At 57.7% G+C, this 17,329-nt stretch carries 14 protein-coding genes and 8 pseudogenes; 12 read left to right on the top strand and 10 right to left on the bottom strand.

Going from position 1 to position 17,329, the window contains the following annotated elements; all coding sequences use genetic code 11:
* The coding region (tnpA, locus tag RHSP_RS34085) for an IS66-like element accessory protein TnpA (protein WP_081615361.1) at positions 1-312 on the bottom strand (312 nt) is incomplete at its 3' end.
* A gap of 91 nt (positions 313-403) precedes the next feature.
* Positions 404-1,029 (bottom strand): annotated as a pseudogene (locus tag RHSP_RS34080) (transposase family protein); the annotation flags it as partial.
* A 319-nt stretch (positions 1,030-1,348) separates the two neighbouring features.
* Here RHSP_RS34080 and RHSP_RS27010 point away from each other — a divergent pair.
* Entirely contained in the window at positions 1,349-2,596 is a 1,248-nt protein-coding gene (locus RHSP_RS27010) for an ATP-grasp domain-containing protein (protein ID WP_004126188.1), read from the top strand.
* Between the two features lie 266 nt (positions 2,597-2,862).
* Here the strand turns inward: RHSP_RS27010 and RHSP_RS34075 are convergent.
* Positions 2,863-3,089 (bottom strand): annotated as a pseudogene (locus RHSP_RS34075) (transposase domain-containing protein); the annotation flags it as partial.
* Positions 3,090-3,195: 106 nt separating this feature from the next.
* On the opposite strand from RHSP_RS34075, the gene tnpA (RHSP_RS27005) reads away from it, so the two are divergent.
* The 6 genes and pseudogenes from tnpA (RHSP_RS27005) to RHSP_RS35985 all read left to right on the top strand — a co-directional run.
* Positions 3,196-3,573, top strand: coding sequence for an IS66-like element accessory protein TnpA (gene tnpA / locus RHSP_RS27005; RefSeq protein ID WP_004126183.1), 378 nt, complete (start codon positions 3,196-3,198; stop codon positions 3,571-3,573).
* The gene (gene tnpB, locus RHSP_RS27000; protein ID WP_004126182.1) at positions 3,570-3,917 is read left to right on the top strand and encodes an IS66 family insertion sequence element accessory protein TnpB; all 348 of its coding nucleotides are present in this window, start codon (positions 3,570-3,572) and stop codon (positions 3,915-3,917) included. Before tnpA (RHSP_RS27005) ends, tnpB begins: the two co-directional genes overlap by 4 nt.
* A gap of 44 nt (positions 3,918-3,961) precedes the next feature.
* A pseudogene (locus tag RHSP_RS26995) lies at positions 3,962-4,210 on the top strand (IS66 family transposase); the annotation flags it as partial.
* Between the two features lie 642 nt (positions 4,211-4,852).
* Entirely contained in the window at positions 4,853-5,311 is a 459-nt protein-coding gene (locus tag RHSP_RS26990; RefSeq protein ID WP_051043303.1) for a reverse transcriptase N-terminal domain-containing protein, read from the top strand.
* A gap of 129 nt (positions 5,312-5,440) precedes the next feature.
* A complete protein-coding gene (locus RHSP_RS26985; protein WP_004126178.1) occupies positions 5,441-6,274 on the top strand; it encodes an IS5-like element ISRtr4 family transposase in 834 nt (277 codons plus the stop codon).
* A 66-nt stretch (positions 6,275-6,340) separates the two neighbouring features.
* Positions 6,341-6,805 (top strand): annotated as a pseudogene (locus tag RHSP_RS35985) (IS66 family transposase zinc-finger binding domain-containing protein); the annotation flags it as partial.
* A 15-nt stretch (positions 6,806-6,820) separates the two neighbouring features.
* Here RHSP_RS35985 and RHSP_RS34060 read toward each other — a convergent pair.
* Positions 6,821-7,130, bottom strand: a pseudogene (locus RHSP_RS34060) (transposase); the annotation flags it as partial.
* Between the two features lie 137 nt (positions 7,131-7,267).
* Between RHSP_RS34060 and RHSP_RS35760 the strand changes: the two are divergent.
* The 3 genes and pseudogenes from RHSP_RS35760 to RHSP_RS26970 all read left to right on the top strand — a co-directional run.
* A pseudogene (locus RHSP_RS35760) lies at positions 7,268-7,513 on the top strand (hypothetical protein).
* Between the two features lie 584 nt (positions 7,514-8,097).
* On the top strand, positions 8,098-9,039 hold the full coding sequence (locus RHSP_RS26975) for a cupin-like domain-containing protein (RefSeq protein ID WP_240535526.1): 942 nt from the start codon (positions 8,098-8,100) through the stop codon (positions 9,037-9,039).
* A gap of 103 nt (positions 9,040-9,142) precedes the next feature.
* Positions 9,143-9,928, top strand: a pseudogene (locus RHSP_RS26970) (IS110 family RNA-guided transposase); the annotation flags it as partial.
* 225 nt (positions 9,929-10,153) lie between these two features.
* Here RHSP_RS26970 and istB read toward each other — a convergent pair.
* From istB to RHSP_RS26955, 3 genes and pseudogenes are all read right to left on the bottom strand, one after another.
* Positions 10,154-10,954 carry an IS21-like element ISSme2 family helper ATPase IstB gene (gene istB, locus RHSP_RS26965; RefSeq protein WP_004126157.1) on the bottom strand — a complete coding sequence of 267 codons (801 nt, stop codon included), beginning with the start codon at positions 10,952-10,954 and terminating at the stop codon, positions 10,154-10,156.
* Positions 10,954-12,239, bottom strand: a pseudogene (gene istA, locus RHSP_RS26960) (IS21 family transposase). The gene istB and the pseudogene istA overlap by 1 nt, the downstream one beginning before the upstream one ends.
* A 567-nt stretch (positions 12,240-12,806) precedes the next feature.
* On the bottom strand, positions 12,807-13,700 hold the full coding sequence (locus RHSP_RS26955) for a MurR/RpiR family transcriptional regulator (RefSeq protein ID WP_004126151.1): 894 nt from the start codon (positions 13,698-13,700) through the stop codon (positions 12,807-12,809).
* Between the two features lie 498 nt (positions 13,701-14,198).
* Here RHSP_RS26955 and RHSP_RS26945 point away from each other — a divergent pair, with 498 nt between their 5' ends.
* Together RHSP_RS26945 and RHSP_RS35905 are read left to right on the top strand one after the other, a co-directional pair.
* Positions 14,199-14,570, top strand: coding sequence for a transposase (locus RHSP_RS26945; protein WP_240535525.1), 372 nt, complete (start codon positions 14,199-14,201; stop codon positions 14,568-14,570).
* Positions 14,567-14,689, top strand: a complete 123-nt coding sequence (locus RHSP_RS35905; protein ID WP_141694186.1) for a transposase — start codon at positions 14,567-14,569, stop codon at positions 14,687-14,689. The genes RHSP_RS26945 and RHSP_RS35905 overlap by 4 nt, the downstream gene beginning before the upstream one ends.
* Positions 14,690-14,765: 76 nt before the next feature.
* On the opposite strand, the gene RHSP_RS26940 is transcribed toward RHSP_RS35905, so the two are convergent.
* Genes RHSP_RS26940 through RHSP_RS35755 form a run of 3 tightly spaced genes read right to left on the bottom strand, consistent with a single transcriptional unit; the run spans position 14,766 to position 17,277 of the window.
* Positions 14,766-15,773 carry a tyrosine-type recombinase/integrase gene (locus RHSP_RS26940; protein WP_004126146.1) on the bottom strand — a complete coding sequence of 336 codons (1,008 nt, stop codon included), beginning with the start codon at positions 15,771-15,773 and terminating at the stop codon, positions 14,766-14,768.
* Complete coding sequence (locus RHSP_RS26935; RefSeq protein WP_004126144.1) at positions 15,770-16,702, bottom strand: tyrosine-type recombinase/integrase; 933 nt, start codon at positions 16,700-16,702, stop codon at positions 15,770-15,772. Before RHSP_RS26935 ends, RHSP_RS26940 begins: the two co-directional genes overlap by 4 nt.
* Positions 16,699-17,277: a site-specific integrase gene (locus tag RHSP_RS35755; protein ID WP_240535524.1), complete on the bottom strand. Its 579-nt coding sequence runs from the start codon at positions 17,275-17,277 to the stop codon at positions 16,699-16,701. Before RHSP_RS35755 ends, RHSP_RS26935 begins: the two co-directional genes overlap by 4 nt.
* Positions 17,278-17,329 lie beyond the last annotated feature (52 nt).

Genomic DNA, 17,329 nt, shown 5'->3' with positions numbered 1-17,329 from the left:
CGCCGGTTGGTCTTCCCTAAACGCGACCGGCATCTCCAACGAGGAGGTCCCGACAGGCAGGCTGCAGTCTGCCGCGACGACCGGGATAAACCGCGAGCTTGCAGATCCCGCCGAGAAGCGAGCCTCCCTGGCATCCTTGACCCATTTGCGCAGTAGGTTGGCATTGATCCCATGCGTAAGCGCAAGGCCGGATATCGACACACCAGGCTCAAGGCAGGCCGCAACAAGCCGCTCCTTTGATCCCGGATCATAGCGGCGTCGCCCATCACGTCCCACCAACCGCACTCGCAGTTTCTGCTCTTCGTCACTCATATTTGGTGTCCACCTATTTTAAGTGGACACTTCATGCGGCAGAGAATTCAACGCGAAAAGGCGCAACGAAATGAGCGCTTACACTTCGTCGGCGTGAGATGTCGCGGATCGTTCGCCCGAGATAGGTCCTTAGCTTGGGCAGCGCCGTCCCAGCCCGCTTGAACTGTTTGGCATGGGGATACCGCTGGTGCTGGATCAGGGCGAATTTTCCCAGCCGTCTGGCGCAGATCGAGCGCCACCCTGCGAGCCAGCCACACGAGCCGCTCCGTGCCCGGTCAATGAGCTTGGCGGCGGTCGGAAACATCATGTTCTTGGACTATTGTATCGACGATCGCCTGCCGCGTGTCCGACGACTTCATCGCACCGGTCTTGACGCCACCAAGAGGCTCTCCTGCAGAAGCGCCTTTATCCGCTACTCGCCCATGCGTTGGCGCCAGCCATGCGACAAACTGCATTTGCGCTGCCATCAGCGACGAACGATCGAAACGGCAATGTGTGTTGGAAGAATGTCCCGCCGCAGAAATACTGGAGAGGCTGTCGAGGTAGTGGCGGCATACCGGCTCCATCGGAATAAATCTCACCATATCGTTCTTCTAGAACGGCCAATCGATTGTCTGCGCCAACCAGATAAGGTCGTGCTTCAGATCAATGATCTGATCAAGACGAGACCGGAACGGATCCTGCTCCCGTCTCGCGCCGTTCACTAGGTCTCGACATTTGTTGGCTCCCATTGTTCCTGAGGCAATGCGACAGCTTTCTTGCGACACCGATTAATGGGACACGTACGATGTACCGGAAACATCAACTACTTCCGGATAATTCACGGCCGACTACCTTGGCCTCGTTTGACGAACTTGACAGATTCAACTTCAAATAGACGCTGCATAGGCCCTTCAAAAGTTTTACAGAATCTTTGCACAAGCAACCCGCCGACAATGATACGCTCACATAAACTGAAGAAACGCGTTGAGTGAGAGAGGGACTTTGCAATTTGCCCTCAGATCATCCAGAGCGTCAACGTCGGAGCTCCGCGTAAATGGCAAGAAGAGCGCTCATCCTAGTTGAAGGTAGTAGAGGTAATGGTCCTCTGTATATTCAAGCTGCCCAGCGCCTTGGCATTCAACCAATTACTCTATCGGTTGACCCAGCTCAGTACGACTATATTTCGGCAAAAAGGGTACAAGCGATCCGTGTCGATACAGGCGATCTCGATGCAATGATTCATGAGTGTACCCAGCTACGTGCGACTTATGACATCGCGGGCATCACTGGGTTCGCGGGCCGAGATGAATCGGTCTATGTGACAGTCGGGAGGCTCTGCCGCCATTTCGATCTACCCGGACCAGACCCAGCATCGATTGAACAGTGCTACGACAAATTCGTTCAACGTCAACTCCTCGCACGGGCGGGCGTTCCAATACCTGCCTACCGCTTGGCAACGGATGCAACGGACGTTGAAAGCTCTGCAGAGGAGATTGGTCTGCCGGTGATACTTAAGCCAGTCACTGGCAGCGGCAGCAGCGGGGTCCGATTATGCCGCAACATCACGGAGGTGGCTGAACACACGACTTATCTGCTGGGCGGTAAGCACATCTGGCGATCTTCGCCAGGGATACTAATCGAAGAGTTCGCTCAAGGACCATACTATAGTGTCGACACAATGGGGAATGAGGTCGTTGCAATTGGCACCGCCAAATTTGGCAGCCCACCGCATTTCGTCGTTCGTGAGAGCATCTTTCCGGCGCCCCTAACTGATGGTCAATGTAAGTGCATCGCCGATGTTTCACTAAGCTGCTTACGAGCTCTCGGTCTTGGTTGGGGGCCAGCGAACATTGAATTGCGGTGGACGAAGCGAGGTCCAGTCGCTATTGAAGTCAATCCGCGTCTTCCGGGTTGGACCACTCCTCGGCTGATTCAGCTGGCTTATGGTGTCGATCTTATCAATCAGCACATCAAGCTTGTCATAGGCGAGAAATGGGATTTGAGCCGAAGACGTTCGCAGACGGCGGCCGCACGATTCCTAGTTCCTGATACCGATGGCATCCTCGATTGGATCAATGGCGATAGGCAGGCAGCCGCTGAGCCCGGTGTCGCCGAGATTGAACTGTACCTTAAACCGAAGACGCCGTTCGTCAGGAAAAGCGATGACCGAGACTCGATTGGACACGTCATTGCCACCTCACCCAGTCGCAGTCAGACCGAGATCATACTTGAGCGTGCCGTTAACCTAATCAGTTGGTCGATTACACCTTTTCCGAACATTGGCGAACAGGAACAATTGTAAGCATCTGCTCGAGCAGCTTTTGAGATGCAGTACGCATTCGGCGAGGACCGCATTAATTTCGTATTTGCTCGTCAAAAGCTCTCGCAAGGGATATCGACGATGCGGTGCTGGCGCTGTCGTGGCTTGTGAAGACCCGCAGCTTGTGACTCTCAGGTGCATTGTGGCTCCGCCGTGTGCGGCGTCTACGCCCCATTGATTTTTCAGTTTCAGCGACTCAATAGTGTTCCCTAAGGCCGGATATGAGCTCAGGATAGTATCTGACGAGCTCATTGTGAGGTCTTGATGCGAGCGGCATAAGCCCATGGCATCAGAGCGTCGATATCTTTGGCAAGAGGCCATTGGCGAGACGGGTGAAGAGATCCCACAGATAAGCGTAGGGCTCCACGCCATTCATTTTGCATGTGCCAATCAGGCTGGCGAACTGGGCCCAGTTGCGTCCGCCTTCATCATGGCCTGCAAAGAGCGCATTGCGGCGGTTCATGGCAATGCCCCGTTCATTCGTATGCCCACGCCGAGGACCGCCTTGCTTTGTCACGGTGATAGCGATGTTTTGCTGAGGTGAGCGGTATCGCCACGTTGCTAACAACGAGGATAACGACGTGTCTATCCATCAGCTTGAGATTTTGGCGGGCAGTATGCGGCGCCGGAAGTTCACACGAACTTCCAAGGAATCGATCGTTTCGGAGACGCTGACTGGCGAGATGACGGTGACGGAGGTTGCGCGACGTCACGACGTTGATCGGTCACTGGTTTATCGGTGGCGTCGTGAGCTTGGTGTTGCAGAGAGAGCGGAAGAGCCGCGCGCCTTCGTTCCGGTGAAGGTACAACAGGCGCCGGACTCGGCAATGGGAATGCCGGCTGCGACGGCGTCTTCTGCGATCGAAATCCATGTTGGCCGGGGCCGGTCGGTGCGGGTCACTCGTGACTTTGATGCCTCGACGTTGTCGCGCGTGCTTGATGTGCTGGAGGGACGATGATCCCGATCAGTTCGAACGTCAGAGTGTGGATTGCCAGCGGTCACTGCGATATGCGCAAGGGTATGCAGGGGTTGGCTCTCATCGTGCAAGAGGGGCTTAGCCGCAATCCGTTCCAGGGCGACGTTTTTGTTTTCCGCGGGAGAAATGGTCGATTGATCAAGGCCCTATGGCATGACGGTGTCGGACTATCGCTTTATGCCAAAAAGTTAGACCGCGGGCGGTTCGTCTGGCCGTCTGCGGAAGGCGGCGCGATAGCGATATCGCCTGCGCAGCTTTCTTATTTGTTGTCCGGAATTGATTGGCGCCATCCGCAGGAAACCTCTCGTCCGACGAAGGTCGGATAGCATTATTATATTGAAAATGTTGAGTGAATCTGATCAGATGGCTCATGGTATCGAAGCCCTCCGATCTTCCTGCGGACCTTACAAGCGCCTATCGGGCGCTGCTTTCCGAGCGTGCGATCCTTCAGGCCGAACGCGATGTCGTTGCCGCCGAGCGGGACATCGCGGTGGCCCAAGCTGCCAATGCACAGGCCATGCTGTCGGACAGCGAGGCGCTGATCGTCAGTCTGGAACTGGCGATCGAAAAGCTCCGGCGCGAACTGCGCGGTCAGAGGTCCGAGCGCACGGCGCGTCTGAATTACAGCTCGAAGAGCTCGGTGCGACGTGAAGTCGCTTGAATAATTGTTCGAAAGGGAAAGGAGAAAAACCACGCAGAGAACCTGACGTTCCGTCGTCTGTAGCCTACCGGCACATGCGGGATTGGCAACAATCCGGTGTGAAGCTGCCGGGACAATGTAGCCGGGCCCTCGGGCCGTGCGGAAGCCGTGAGGTGGAGGCATCATCTGCGAGCATCGACGCGGATCGGGCGCTAGGCTGGGCGGTATGACCAACTCAAGTGAACTGCTGTACTCGTCGTCATCGAGAACAAGCCAAAGATGCTGACAGGCTTGAACCAAAAGGTGCACGGTCGGATGCTTCCCGCTAGTTTGGAAGCACACGGACAACATGACCGCCGGCGAAAAGGCAGGGTCTAACCCGCTCCTGTTATTCAAGTGAAACACGGTAAGCCCGTATCCCCGCCCGGCAACGGGCAGGCCGACCGCAAGGAACGCTGTCGGAGGTGCGGGTAAAGGATGTTGGAGAAAGCGAAGGCCGTGCTGCAATGGCGCGGATAGGGGTTATGGGCAACCAACATCACCCCGCCCGAAAGGGAGCAGACTTCCGACTGGTCTCTCATCGCGAGAGAACAGGCAGAACCCTTACAGGAGGAAAAGCAAATGGCGGTCATGAAAATGACTGGTGCAGCCTCCCGCGGAACGGCGGACTGGAACCAGATTGACTGGAGCAAGGTTCGACAATCCGTGCGGCGGCTGCAAGTGCGTATCGCGAAAGCAGTTCGGGAACGCCGCTGGGGCAAGGTAAAAGCCTTACAACGGCTGCTGACCCACTCGTTCAGCGGCAAGGCATTGGCCGTGAAGCGAGTAACGGAAAATAGAGGAAAGAGAACACCCGGGGTGGACCGGACCATCTGGGACACACCCGGGAAATGCATCGGAGGATTATCGTCACTCAAACGGCGAGGGTACGGGCTGACGCCAATCCATTCGATCCGGCGTGGGATGGTTACTTCGCCCTACGGCGACACCAACCCTCGCCACGAGCGGATAAGCTCGATCCACGATCCCACTCCCTTTTATTATCACCGGAACCGGTGGCTCTCGTCGCTGAGGGCTTAGCAGAGGCTTGAGCTGCATGCCGGGAAACTGGCACGTGCAGTTCTAAGCTCAGAGGCTGCCTCAAAAAGAGGTGGGTGATTTCAACAGGTTATGATTCCTTCGGATTTGCGAGATTCGATGGAGAACACGATGGCCTGGACCAAAATCACCCGTCGGCAATATGCCCGGCGAACGGCACGCTACGTAAGCGATATGACGGATCGGGAATGGGGTCTGGTTCAGCCTTTCCTGCCAATGCCGCGCCGCTTGGGCCGCCCGCGGACCACGGATTTGCGAGAGGTGGTGAATGCCCTGCTTTACATCGCCACAACTGGTTGCCAATGGCGGATGCTGCCGAAGGATTTTCCACCCTGCTCGACCGTCCAGCGCTATTTCTATGAATGGAGAGCGTTGGGACTTTGGCCACGCATCAACCATCGTCTCGTGATGGAAACGCGCGAGTTGGAGGGCAAGGAGGCAAGCCCGACGGCCGGTGTGATCGATAGCCAGAGCGTCAAAACCACCGAAAGCGGCGGCATCCGGGGCTATGACGCGGGCAAGAAGACCAAAGGCCGCAAGCGCCATATCATCGTCGATACGCTCGGCCTGATGGTCGCTCTCATGGTGCACAGCGCCGACATCCAGGATCGCGACGGTGCTCCCGATCTCCCGAAATCCATCCGCCACAGGTGGCCATGGTTACTGCATGTCTTCGCCGATGGTGGCTATGCGGGCGATAAGTTGAAGCGGCGACTGAAAAAGATCGGGCGCTGGACGATCGAGATCATCAAGCGCTCAGACAAGGCGAAAGGCTTCGAGGTTCTGCCGCGTCGATGGGTGGTCGAACGGACCTTCGCCTGGCTTGGCAGATGCCGCAGATTGGCCAAAGACGTCGAACGCTCCATCGCATCAGCCGAAGCGTGGATCATGATCGCCCACATTCGTCTCATCACCAGACGGCTAGCAAGGTATGGATATCGTTGAACGCTTTTCGAATCCGACTCTAAGGGGGGTGCGGCCCGGAAACGGGCCGCGCCTACCCGACTGATGGCCGCGACGGAGGATGAAGTGGCGGCCCAGGCTGCTGCCGCCAGAACGTCGAGCGTGCGTTCGTTCACACGCAAACGGCCGGTGCGCAAACCCTGGCCAGAGGATGCCGAGCGCGAGCGCGTGGTGATCGATCCCCCGACCATCTGTGCTGCGGCGGCGGGCCGCGCCTGTCGAAGCTGGGCGAGGATGTCAACGAGACACTGGAGGAGATACCGCTGCCGCTTCAAAGTGATCGAGACGGTTCGGGAGAAATTTACCTGCCGCGATTGCGAGGCGATCAGCCAGGCGCCAGCACCGTTCCATGCCACGCCGCGCGGCTTCATCGGTCCGCATCTGCTGGCGACGATCGTCTTCGACAAATTTGGGATGCACAGTCCGCTGAACCGCCAGAGCACAAGGTTCAAATGTGAGGGCATAGACCTGTCGACCTCGACGTTGGCCGATCAGGTCGGATTTGGAGCGGCACCTCACGGATCACATTAAAGGAGCGTCCAAACGAGTGACAGGCTCAGGCGACTCCGCAGCGATTGGCAGAGGCACGAACGCTGGCTCGACACCATGCGCTCTGACGGCAGTGTTACGGCAGTATAAGAATGCAGTCGCGAGCCTGACGCCGCCAATCGGAAAGCTGGTTCGCTATTACGCCGTGACGACGCGCGACATCAACAACACGAACACCAGGCTCAAGGCTTTCCGCCACAATTCGAGCCTTCACATCATCCGGCGACCGCCGGTTACCGCGGCGCGGCTCAACAACCTCGTACCGACCAACAAATCCATCATCCATCATTCAGCTTCCATATGCGCCTGGAAACCTTCTCGCATTCGAACCTATGCTGCAAAAAGCAGCCGAACCGATGGGACACAGACGGGGCTTACGCTCCACCGAAGGTGGAGGTTTTATCTTGCTCACAAGAAGTCGTCGCCATGATCGGCGAGAACTTCGAATTAGTCGAGAGGTAACCGCCAACTCGGACAATATCGCCGAAGGCAAACTGGTTTATCTCCGTGGCGGCAGTGAAGATGGCAAAAGGCCTGACCGAAAATGGGATTGACGATCTTCAAGATCTCCTCGCCGACATACGGTCAGCCGAGCGTCCCGACGCCAGATGTTCAGCAAACCGCGATCGCCAAGTAAGTCGCCAACTGGTGCGAACCCAAAGCTGCTGGTGAGAAGGTCTTCCCCACGTCTCTACCTGCTTTGCAAAAGCCGCCCTGCCGTTGATGCGTTGGTTTCAGCACGCTCCATCCGGCTCAAAAGCAATGGAAACCAGCACCTATCTCGTGCGCATCGTTCCAGATCCCGACATTTGCGGTGATCGAGTTGTATGCCCGCGGTCGACAGTACGCATCCTAGGTGGTCTGCTCAGATGTATATACACCAACTACCAAGACTAATAGTTGAGCAGGTGGGCACATTCCGAATATCCTTCTATCCGGAAATTAACAGGAAAATGACAGGAATGAATGTACACCGTCTGCGGGAATAGTGATCCCATGCGGTTTACAAAGCTCAGAGAGTTCGGTGCAAACGACACCTTCCGCGACAAGTGCTCGTGAGTGTGTGAGCAAGCATACGGAAGTGGGACCCGAGTGGTTCGATAGTGCCGGGTCTACGTTTCGACCGCCGCCTGCATAAATACAAGGTCTACTTACCCGTCCAAGAGGTTAATACCGCATGCTGCTGGTTAGCCAATTCGCTACGGTCGCGATGGGAGTCGTCGCTTAACGAATTCACGCAAAATATGAGATTAAAAATGGTTGAACTTGAAACAGTAGCATCCTCATTGGCGCCGCTAGAAGACTCTGGCTGGTCATCGATTCCTACAGTGACAGAGCTATTTGACTGGGAATTTGCGACGAACTACCGAGATCCCATGCGGCCGGTTCTCCTACGTGGAGGCTGTGCAGCCTGGAGTGCCTGTCAGCGCTGGTCACCTGAGTATTTTGAGAAAGTCGCCGGGTCAATGATTGTACCCACCAAAACGCTCGACGGCAGCGAGATTAAGGTCTCTTCTTGGGAACTAGCAAAATACGCCCGGTTTGTAATGGAGTCACCGTCTTGCCACGATGGAGCCTCTTCATTGAACGCGAGAGCGGCACCCTACTGCCACGACATCCCCCTACTGGGCTTAGTGGAGAGCTTGGCGGAGGACTGTCAGCCCTTCCCGGTTAACTTTGTCAGTTCGTCTTACCGCCGGCACTGGTGGCGCTATACGCAGTTTTTCATGGGTCCGGAAGGAACCGTTACCCCCCTCCACTTCGATACGCTGCTTAGCCATAACCTATTTTTCCAAATCTTCGGTGCGAAGCAGTTCACCATTCTCCCACCCAGCCAAGCCACCCGCTGTGCACGCCGAGGTTGGCGGTGGTTTGATGTGGACCCGGAGCAACCGGACTATGTGCGCTTTCCGCAGTACAAGCGAGCGACACCCCTCGTAATCACGGTAAATCCCGGTGACATCCTTTATATGCCGCCCGGAACGCTCCATCACGTTCGCAGCTTATCGGCCTCGATTTCCTTCAACATCGATTTTCACACGAATCGCAGCGTATTAGATGCGCTAACGCAGGCAGACAAGGGCATGCCGAAAGAGGTCATTTTTTACAACGCGGTCACCGCGCTGGCGGTAATCAGCAACGTACCGGAAGCTATCACGTTTCCCCTATATCGGCCCTATCTGAGCTATGTGAGTTGACAACAGTGAGCCGCACGAGCTCGCATACGGGATTGCTAGATCAAACCTGCTGCGGTAGTGAGGTGTTGCCCGCTGAGCTGTTCCTCCGACGGTCGCTCGAACAAGCCGATTGCACCGGGCGGGGGAACTGACGGGAGTTTGGGTTCCAGATGAGACCCATGAGGCGATCCGCGATCTGGTCCGGGCTCGTGAGGCTGCAAACGACGCCCTGAAGAAATCCCGCCAGCAGTTGCAGGCTTTCCTGCTGCGTCGCGGTCATATTTATAGCGGCCGCTCGCCCTGGACACAAGTCCATCGGCGATGGTTGGCAGAGTTGTTGTTCACCCATCCCGCCCACCACATCGTTCTCGCAGAATACATTCAGACCATCGAAGACGCTGAGGTTCGGGTAGAGCGGCTGACCAAACAGGCCGCCGCGACTGTGGTCTCCTGGTCGATGGCGCCAGTCGTCGAAGCCTATCAAGCAATGCGCGGCGTCTCGCTCCTCACAGCGGTGACTTTCGTGGTTGAAATCGGCGACGTCAGGCGCTTCGAAACGGCTCCGCAGCTGATGGCGTATCTGGGGTTTGTGCCGTCCGAGAGCTCGACTGGCGAACCGGTGAAACGCAAGGGTATCACCAAGGCGGGAAGTACGCGGGCCCGCCGTGTTCTGAGGGCGCGTGGACGTATAGATTACCCGGCCCGGGTAAGTCGGGCCATTCAGGCAAGACTGGAGGGGCTGCCACAGCCGGTCCGCGAAATCGCCTGGAAAGCTCAGATCCGGCTATGCGCACGCTATCATCAACTTATCGGCGCGGGGAAGCTCAAGGCAGTAGCCACCATCGCGATCGCTCGGGAAATGGCGGCGTTCCTGTGGGCTATCGGTCAAGAGGTCGCTCCCGCGGCATAAGCGTGATCAACGCCAACCTCAATACATGAAAGGAAGCAGCTAATCAGCATTCGCATATATCTGCTGATGTATAAACTTGGGGGCAGAGCCCCGGTGGGGAATCCTCGCCAAATCCAAGTGGCAAGCGTTGAGCCCATGCCCGATCGTAGACAGAGGCAGCCCCAGACGAACCTGTCAAGCGAATCGAGGAATTGACCCCTCTGCCGAATTGAAGAACTGACCCCCTCATTTGTTTGCAGTTTCGTTGGTTTCAAGCGCCGCTCCGGCCTTCTGCAGAAGGCCGGAGCGGCGCTTTTCGCGAAGTCGGTAGCTATCGCCCCGAATGGTGATCACTGTCGAGTGGTGAAGCAGGCGATCCAATATTGCCGTGGCAACGACGGGATCCCCAAAAACACTTCCCCATTCGCCCACAGAGCGATTTGAAGTGATCAGGATTGAGCCCTTTTCGTAGCGCCGAGACACCAGTTGGAAGAACAGGTGGGCGGCATTGGCCTCGAAGGGCAGGTACCCCAGCTCGTCAATGATCAACAATTTCGGTCGCGACAGAATCGTCAACTGTTTGTCGAGCGAGCCGTCGCTGTGAGCCTTCGCCAGCATCGCCACCAAGGTAGCCGCCGTGACGAACTGGACGTTGTAATTTTGACGGATCGCCTCGCGGCCGAGGCTCACCGCCAAATGCGTCTTGCCTGTACCTGGCGGTCCAAGGAACAGAACAGTGTCACCGTGGGCGATCCAGCGGCAGGTCGCTAGTTCCCTGATCTGCCCCTGATCCAGCGAGGGCTGCGCCTCGAAGTCGAAGCCGTCCAGTTCGCGCACGAACGGGAATTGCGCCAGCTTGCTCGACATTGATATCCGCCGCTCGTCGCGCCGGGCGATCTCGCGCGATACCAGGAAGGCGAGAGCCTCCCGCAATGTCATCTTCGACCGCGCTGCCTCGTCCAGCAACGTATCGAGCTGGTCGCGGATCGCCGTCAGCTTCAGCCGGTCGAGCGTTGCGATCAGCACGTCATGATCCACAGTCGTCATCACCAGCCTCCTCCAACCACTGCTTCATATTCCGCAAGCGGCCGCAGCAAGGCAGCGGGCGCGGCCTCGATGGCCTCCTTACGAACCGGCCCGTCGAAGCCGGTAACGCCAACAAAGTGCGCCCGGTCCACAATTCGTTGTCGTCGCCCCCGGCACTGGGGATGGTTAGCGATGACCTGGCCGGCATGACGGATAATCACGCGGCCGGCCAACACTACGACCTGAACGCTTTCACCGATCAGGTGCCAAGGGACCGAGTAGCTGTTGGTATCGAGGTCGATCGCGCAATCGGCTTGAACCTTGCGAACCAGATCCCGCAATTGTCCGAAGGGTGCCCGTCCGGCCAGCGGACGTAGCGCCTTGGCTTCGTCGGCAAAACGTTCCGCCGGTTTGACACCGGTGGTGCCGTGTTCACGCTGGTCGGCAACTTCGCGTGTCCATCGATCCAGGTGCGCTTCGAACTCGGCCCAGCTCTCGAAGCGTCGCCCGGCGATCGCGTTCTTCTTGATGTAGCCGACCCCGCGCTCGTCTTTGCCTTTCGTTCTCGCCCGATACGGTGCACAGGCCCGCGGCGTGAAGCCCCAATAACGGGCAAAAGTATGCAGTCGCGCGTTGAAGCTTACCTCTCGCGTCACCGCATCATGATGCTCGACCAGGGCTTTCGCATTGTCGATCAGCACTTCCGCCGGAATCCAACAAACCGCAGAAAGGCGCCTTCCATCCCCTCGAACCAGTCCGCCTGCCGCTCCCTCAGTGACGCGCGAGCGTGCATCCGTCGCGAATAGCCCAACGTCGCCACGAACAGATGAACCCGAGCCCGCTCGCCGCCGATCCATACCTTCGTATCACCGAAGTCGATCTGCATCTGATGGCCTGGCGCCGTCTCAAAGCGGACTGTCGCCCGCTTCTGTGCTTTTAGCTCTCGCCGCCACTGCCGAACTCGAAGCTCAACTGAACGCAGACCGATGGTGATTCCATGCTCGCTCGCCAACTCCTGGCGGATTACATCCGCATTGCCGTCGTGCCGGAAAAAACGCTCGCGAAGCCAATCATCAAGCCCGTCGAACCCCGTGCGCCGAACAGGCTGTTTGAACGGTGCAACTCCGCCTTCTCGAAGATAACGCCGGACCGTATTGCGGGCGCATCCGAACTCCTTCGATAGACGTTTGGCGCCCCAACCGAGCTCGTGCAGCCGCAACATCGCCACCACCTCATCAGCCTGAAGCATATCCCCGTCCTGCATCGTTCGCGACAATGCAGGATGCGATAAAATCGTGCTCGTCATCCATCATTCCTCGTTTTGACACGAGGGGTCAGTTCTTCGGTTCGTCAGGGGGTCAGTTTTTCATTTCGCCCGACAGAACCTACGGAAATGCGGTAAACAACCCGCGCACAAGAGTATGCCAACCGTCGTCGAAAGCCCTGCCTCCAACTTTGTATATCAGCTTCATCTACACGGCTTCATCACTGCTGATGGAAGGGACACAGTCATGCCTAGACCACTTGACAACGAACATAAGAGGATTTGAAGACTCGGTTTGATAGCCAGTTATCGCACGTGAGCTCTGATGTTCATTGTAAAGGTAAATCGTGCAACCTTCGGCCTTCCTTATTATGGGCCTGGTATTTGGAGCGGCTGCGCAGGGCGGGAGACAGAGCTTTAGACAGTTGAGCAGCCAGCGACGCGAGCCAGATGGTGGCTCAGCTAGGTCCGCATGTGCGCTATCAAGGGCGCTGATCGATCCTGTCCTCCGGCCAATCGATAGGGGAAACAAACGCAACTCAGCCTCGATGCGATAGAGTTCAGCGACCTGCTAGGCGGAAACGAGCGGTTCAAATTTCTGGCTCTTCTTTAGTCATGAGAGTTCTTGCCGACGCCGCTCTTCAGAGCATAAGTTTCGAATTCCATAAGTTGTTCTTCATGGTCAGCCAGAGCTCGAAGAGCGAAGCTCCCGCGTCTCGCGGCGACCAGTTCCATGAGACATTCTACTGCGGCCAATGCGGGAGTCATCGTGTGAATAAATGAAGGAACTTCGGTGCGAACGCGGATTACCGCTTGAGAAATCTTGGCGATTGGAGACAGTTCGCTGTCCGTCAAAGCGACGAGTTTTGCACCACGGGATACGGCAAACTCGGCTGCCTGTACTGTGAAGCGAGTGTAAGGGTTGACTGTGACCGCTAGCAAAATGTCTTCTGGGCCGACAGACCGAAGCGCATCATCGGAGGCACCGCCCATCCCATCGATCAATGTTGTAGGAGAGCCAAGCAATGATCCAACATGGTGCATTAGATAGGCGATGGGAAAGCTTGAACGGCGGCCGACGCAAAAAATTTGTTTCGCCTCCGCTATTAGGTCGGCTGCTGCCGCCAACGCGGCAATCGCGGGCGGCTGCGCGAACCTGCTTAGATGACCCTGCAAAGCATTCACTGTATCGCATATGAGGACGCCATCGCCCCCGATCTCCGCTCGTGCCAATAACTCCTCTCCACTCCCACCGAAGCTTTCCGGCCGTTCCCTGACCCTATCGGCGAATACCTCCTTTAATTTGTCGAAACCGTCGAAGCCAAGGCGTTTTGCAAGTCTCGTTAATGTTGCCGGAGGCACTCGTGCTCGGCGTGCCTGCTCCCTCATTGACAGCAGTGCGACCTCTGTCGGATGGTCAACCAACCAACGCGCAGCGACCTTCATTTGCCGAGGAAATCGCTCATAGTTGTTCTTTATGAGACTTGTGGTGGGACAATCCATTCTTACTTCCTGAAGTCTATTAGGCAAATGCTTAAGCGACAAAGGCTTTTCCTTGGTCTATGGATTAAGGTCGCCGTCTTCGTTGACAAACGTGACCATTCCGCGATGCCTCAAACAGCCCGTGTTGCCTACGGCATCCACGTGCTTAAGCGTTCCCCGGGACCTGGTTTGATTGAAACTTTCTTGAAGATCAGGCGATGTCAACCCAAGCGCACCAACATCGTCAGGAGAATCAGGACGGCGCCGAACATGAAATTACTCGATGTGCGGCACGCTGTCTTCTACTTCTCATCATCATAATCTCGTCCTTGACGTTAAGATCGGCAGTCCATTGCTTCGCAATAGGAAGCAAGCAAAAGATGTGCCAACTCCGCAGAATTAGCCAACGAAGGGGTTATCTCCACTGTTCGTAAGCGGACAGGCCATCCCACGTAGCATGGAGACGCGAAATCGCTCATTTTCAGCATGAATCATGCTGGGAATCCTATGAGTGAAGATATGAATCATGATCGTACGTTCGAAATTCTGACGGCGGAGCCGGTGCGAACGCGGCGGAAACCGAAGTCGTGGTCAGATGAGGCGAAAGCTCTGATCCTGGAGCAAGCGTTGGCTCCGGGCGCAAATGTCTCTGCGGTCGCGCGTGCCCATGGAATGGACCCATCGCAGCTCTTTGGATGGCGGCGCGTAGCCCTTGCATCTGGTTCGGTTCAGCGGTTGAGAGCAACCGAAAACGATGAGGCCTTTACTCGTTTCGAGGCGGTGCGGACGGACACTGTCGAGATCCAGGTGGGCGACACGACACTTCGCGTCAGCGCTTCGATCGATCCGGCGCTGCTGAGCGGCATCGTCAGGGCGGTACGGCAAGCATGATCGCTTCGGGTGTCGTGGTCTATGTGTCGTGCCAACCGGTCGACTTCCGCAAAGGCGCGGCCTCGCTGATGGCCCTGGTGCGCGATGGCGGCCTCGACCCCTTTTTATGCATCGGGTGAGATTTTGTGGCGGAGCCGTCATGGCGCCAGCCGGGGACTGCCAAATCTGGCATCTTCCGCCACATAATGTTTTAGCTTAGATGCTGTTCAGCAGTTGCAGAACGGCATCGGTGGGCCGGAAGCGCGTCCCGTAATCGCCCTTGATGCCCGCCTTTTCGAGTCCGTTACGCATCATCTCGACATCCGCGGCGGCATAGCGGTGGGTGGTGGCGACCTGTGCGTGCCCGAGCCAGGCTTGAATCGTCAAAAGATCCACGCCGGACTGGAGAAGCTTCATGGCAAGGGAGTGCCGGAAGATGTGTGGCGATATGGGCTTTTCGGCCAAATCCGGCCTTGTGGCCACTGCCTTGGCCGCCGCTCGTCGTACGATGTGGGTCGCCCCGAAGCGCGTCAGGCGCTCATTGTGGGCACCGATAAAGATCGGTCGTGGTTCGTGGTTGGTGATTCCGCGCTCGCGCAACAAGGCCGCCAGCGCTCTCGCCAGATCCTGAGGAACGGGGATGACGCGATCTCTGCGCCCCTTACCGTGCAATAGCACCTGCGAGTGCGGGCGTCCCAACTGAAGGTCGTCAGCATTGACACCGATGGCTTCGGAGACCCGCGCGCCGGTCCGCGCCAGGAACAGCAGAAACGCGCGGTCGCGCCGACCACGGGGCGTCCTCTGATCGGGCGCCGCAATGACGGTGTCCACTTCTGCGTCGGTGAGATGGTGCGTCACCTCAATGTGCGCGCGTTTTGTGGGAATCGTCAGCACGCGTTGCGCGACACCAAAGGACGCCGGGTCGGCGGCTGCCACATGGTGGAAGAAAGATCGTATCGCAGCTAGTCGGGCATTACGCGTGGCGACGGTGTTGTTCCGCTTCTCCTCGAGTTCGTCGAGAAATGCGAGAACGAGGTCTCGATCGAGATCTTCGAGCACCAACGCCGCCGGCCTCTTCCGCAACCTGGCGGCGGCAAAGAGGATCAGCATGCGCAAGGCGTCGCGATAGCTCGCGACAGTCGCGGGAGTGGCGTTGCGCTGCTTGGTTAGGCGCCGGCGAAAGTAGGATTCCAGGAGCGGCGCCAGGAGCAGATGTTCGCTCATGCTGCACCTCCATCGAGGAAAGCGCGGTCCGCCGCAATGGCGAGAAGATCCGCCGAACCAGTGAGGTAGTAAGCGGTATCGCTGTAGCTGGCGTGGCCGAGATAGGTGGCGAGCAACGGGAGCAACGCCTGAACGTCTGCGCGCTGTTGATGCCAGAAGCTGAGGCGGGTCACGGCGAACCGGTGCCTGAGATCGTGCGGCCTTAAGGGCTTACCGCCATCAAGGCCGGAGAGCTTACGCACCTCGGCAAAACCGTTTTGCAGGCCGGTCGCTGAGAGGCGGTTGCCACGAGAGCTGAGGAAGAAGCCCTGGTCCTTGGGCGTGGGAAAAGCGGCGTCACGCTCACTGGCGTAGTGGCGAAGGGCAGCCTGGGTCGTCGTGTGAACTGGAACGAGACGGTCCTTGCGGAACTTCGTCTTCCGAACGAGAAGAACCCCGTTGGTCAGATCGACGTCGGAACGATCAAGCCTTACCACTTCGCCAGATCGCAGTCCCGAGCTTGCCAACAATCCGATTAGCGTTGCCATCGTCCGCCCCCTGAGAGGGATGCTTGGCGAAATGCGCGCACATGCGTCGATGAGCGACGCCAACTCTGACTCGCTGAGGATCCGCGGCGGCGGAATTGCCCTGGATCTGGGAAAGACCCTACGCTCCAAGCTCTCGGTTTGGGCGTCATAGACGGCGAGATACTCGTAGAATCTGCGGAGCACGCCGTGACGAGTGGTGCGGCTGTTGGCGGCCCCGCCGAACGATAGGACGAAGTCCAGCGCCATCGTCCGGGTGGCGGGCGCGTCGATTTGAGTGCGTTCAACGTAGCGGACAAAAGCGCGCAACGTACCAGCTTGCTTACTGAAGGCATAGCCGAGCGAGTGGCGCAGTTCGATGTAACGCTCAACCTTCTCGCCGAGGAATCGGGCAAAGGCGGTCATGCGGCGCCTCCCGGAAAGGGGAGTGCGACCTCGGCGAGTTGCGAGGCCGCAACCTTCACGTACAACGCCGTTGTGTTGATGCTCCGGTGGCCAAGAAGATCGGCGACCTCGTTGATTGGCCTTTGCTGCCTGACGAGCTGGGTGGCAAGGCTGTGGCGCAGGAGATGCGCACCTGCGACTCGCCCAAGTTCGACCCCGCCATGCCGCAACCGCTTCCGCACGATCCTCGAAACAGGCGACGCGCACTTGAACGGCCCCAGCGGCGGCGTGAAGGACAGGAACAGATACGGACTATCCACCTTCGGTCGAGCGCGCAGGATGTAATCGGCGAGTGCGGCGCCGGTCTCCTCTAGGAGTGGCACCACCCGATCACGCTTGCCCTTGGTGCGCCGGACAAAAACCTCGCCAGTACGCCAGTCGATATCCTTCAGCCGAATGGCGCGTAACTCGCCGTTGCGAATGCCCGTAGTGGCGAGCAGCAGCAGGACGGCTCGATCGCGGATGTCGACCGGCGTCGTTGCGCCGATCGCATCGATCGCCTGCCGAACGTCATCCCATGCAAGGCGTGGCGGCAAATGTGCCAAACGCCAAGAGGGCGTCCTTGGGACAACGCCGGCGAGATCTTGG

It is taken from the genome of Rhizobium freirei PRF 81, assembly GCF_000359745.1.
GTDB classification, from domain to species: domain Bacteria; phylum Pseudomonadota; class Alphaproteobacteria; order Rhizobiales; family Rhizobiaceae; genus Rhizobium; species Rhizobium freirei.
Note: the sequence above shows the minus strand (reverse complement) of the source record. Positions and strands in the feature narration are given on the sequence as shown.

What these genes read in the sequence shown, in the direction of transcription:
- RHSP_RS27010 (WP_004126188.1), top strand. Translation starts at nt 1,349, where the DNA reads ATGGCAAGAAGAGCGCTCATCCTAGTTGAAGGTAGTAGAGGTAATGGT.
- tnpB (WP_004126182.1), top strand. Translation starts at nt 3,570, where the DNA reads ATGATCCCGATCAGTTCGAACGTCAGAGTGTGGATTGCCAGCGGTCAC.
- RHSP_RS26990 (WP_051043303.1), top strand. Translation starts at nt 4,853, where the DNA reads ATGGCGGTCATGAAAATGACTGGTGCAGCCTCCCGCGGAACGGCGGAC.
- RHSP_RS26985 (WP_004126178.1), top strand. Translation starts at nt 5,441, where the DNA reads ATGGCCTGGACCAAAATCACCCGTCGGCAATATGCCCGGCGAACGGCA.
- RHSP_RS26975 (WP_240535526.1), top strand. Translation starts at nt 8,098, where the DNA reads ATGGTTGAACTTGAAACAGTAGCATCCTCATTGGCGCCGCTAGAAGAC.
- istB (WP_004126157.1), bottom strand. Translation starts at nt 10,954, where the DNA reads ATGACGACTGTGGATCATGACGTGCTGATCGCAACGCTCGACCGGCTG.
- RHSP_RS26955 (WP_004126151.1), bottom strand. Translation starts at nt 13,700, where the DNA reads ATGGATTGTCCCACCACAAGTCTCATAAAGAACAACTATGAGCGATTT.
- RHSP_RS26945 (WP_240535525.1), top strand. Translation starts at nt 14,199, where the DNA reads ATGAATCATGATCGTACGTTCGAAATTCTGACGGCGGAGCCGGTGCGA.
- RHSP_RS35905 (WP_141694186.1), top strand. Translation starts at nt 14,567, where the DNA reads ATGATCGCTTCGGGTGTCGTGGTCTATGTGTCGTGCCAACCGGTCGAC.
- RHSP_RS26940 (WP_004126146.1), bottom strand. Translation starts at nt 15,773, where the DNA reads ATGAGCGAACATCTGCTCCTGGCGCCGCTCCTGGAATCCTACTTTCGC.
- RHSP_RS26935 (WP_004126144.1), bottom strand. Translation starts at nt 16,702, where the DNA reads ATGACCGCCTTTGCCCGATTCCTCGGCGAGAAGGTTGAGCGTTACATC.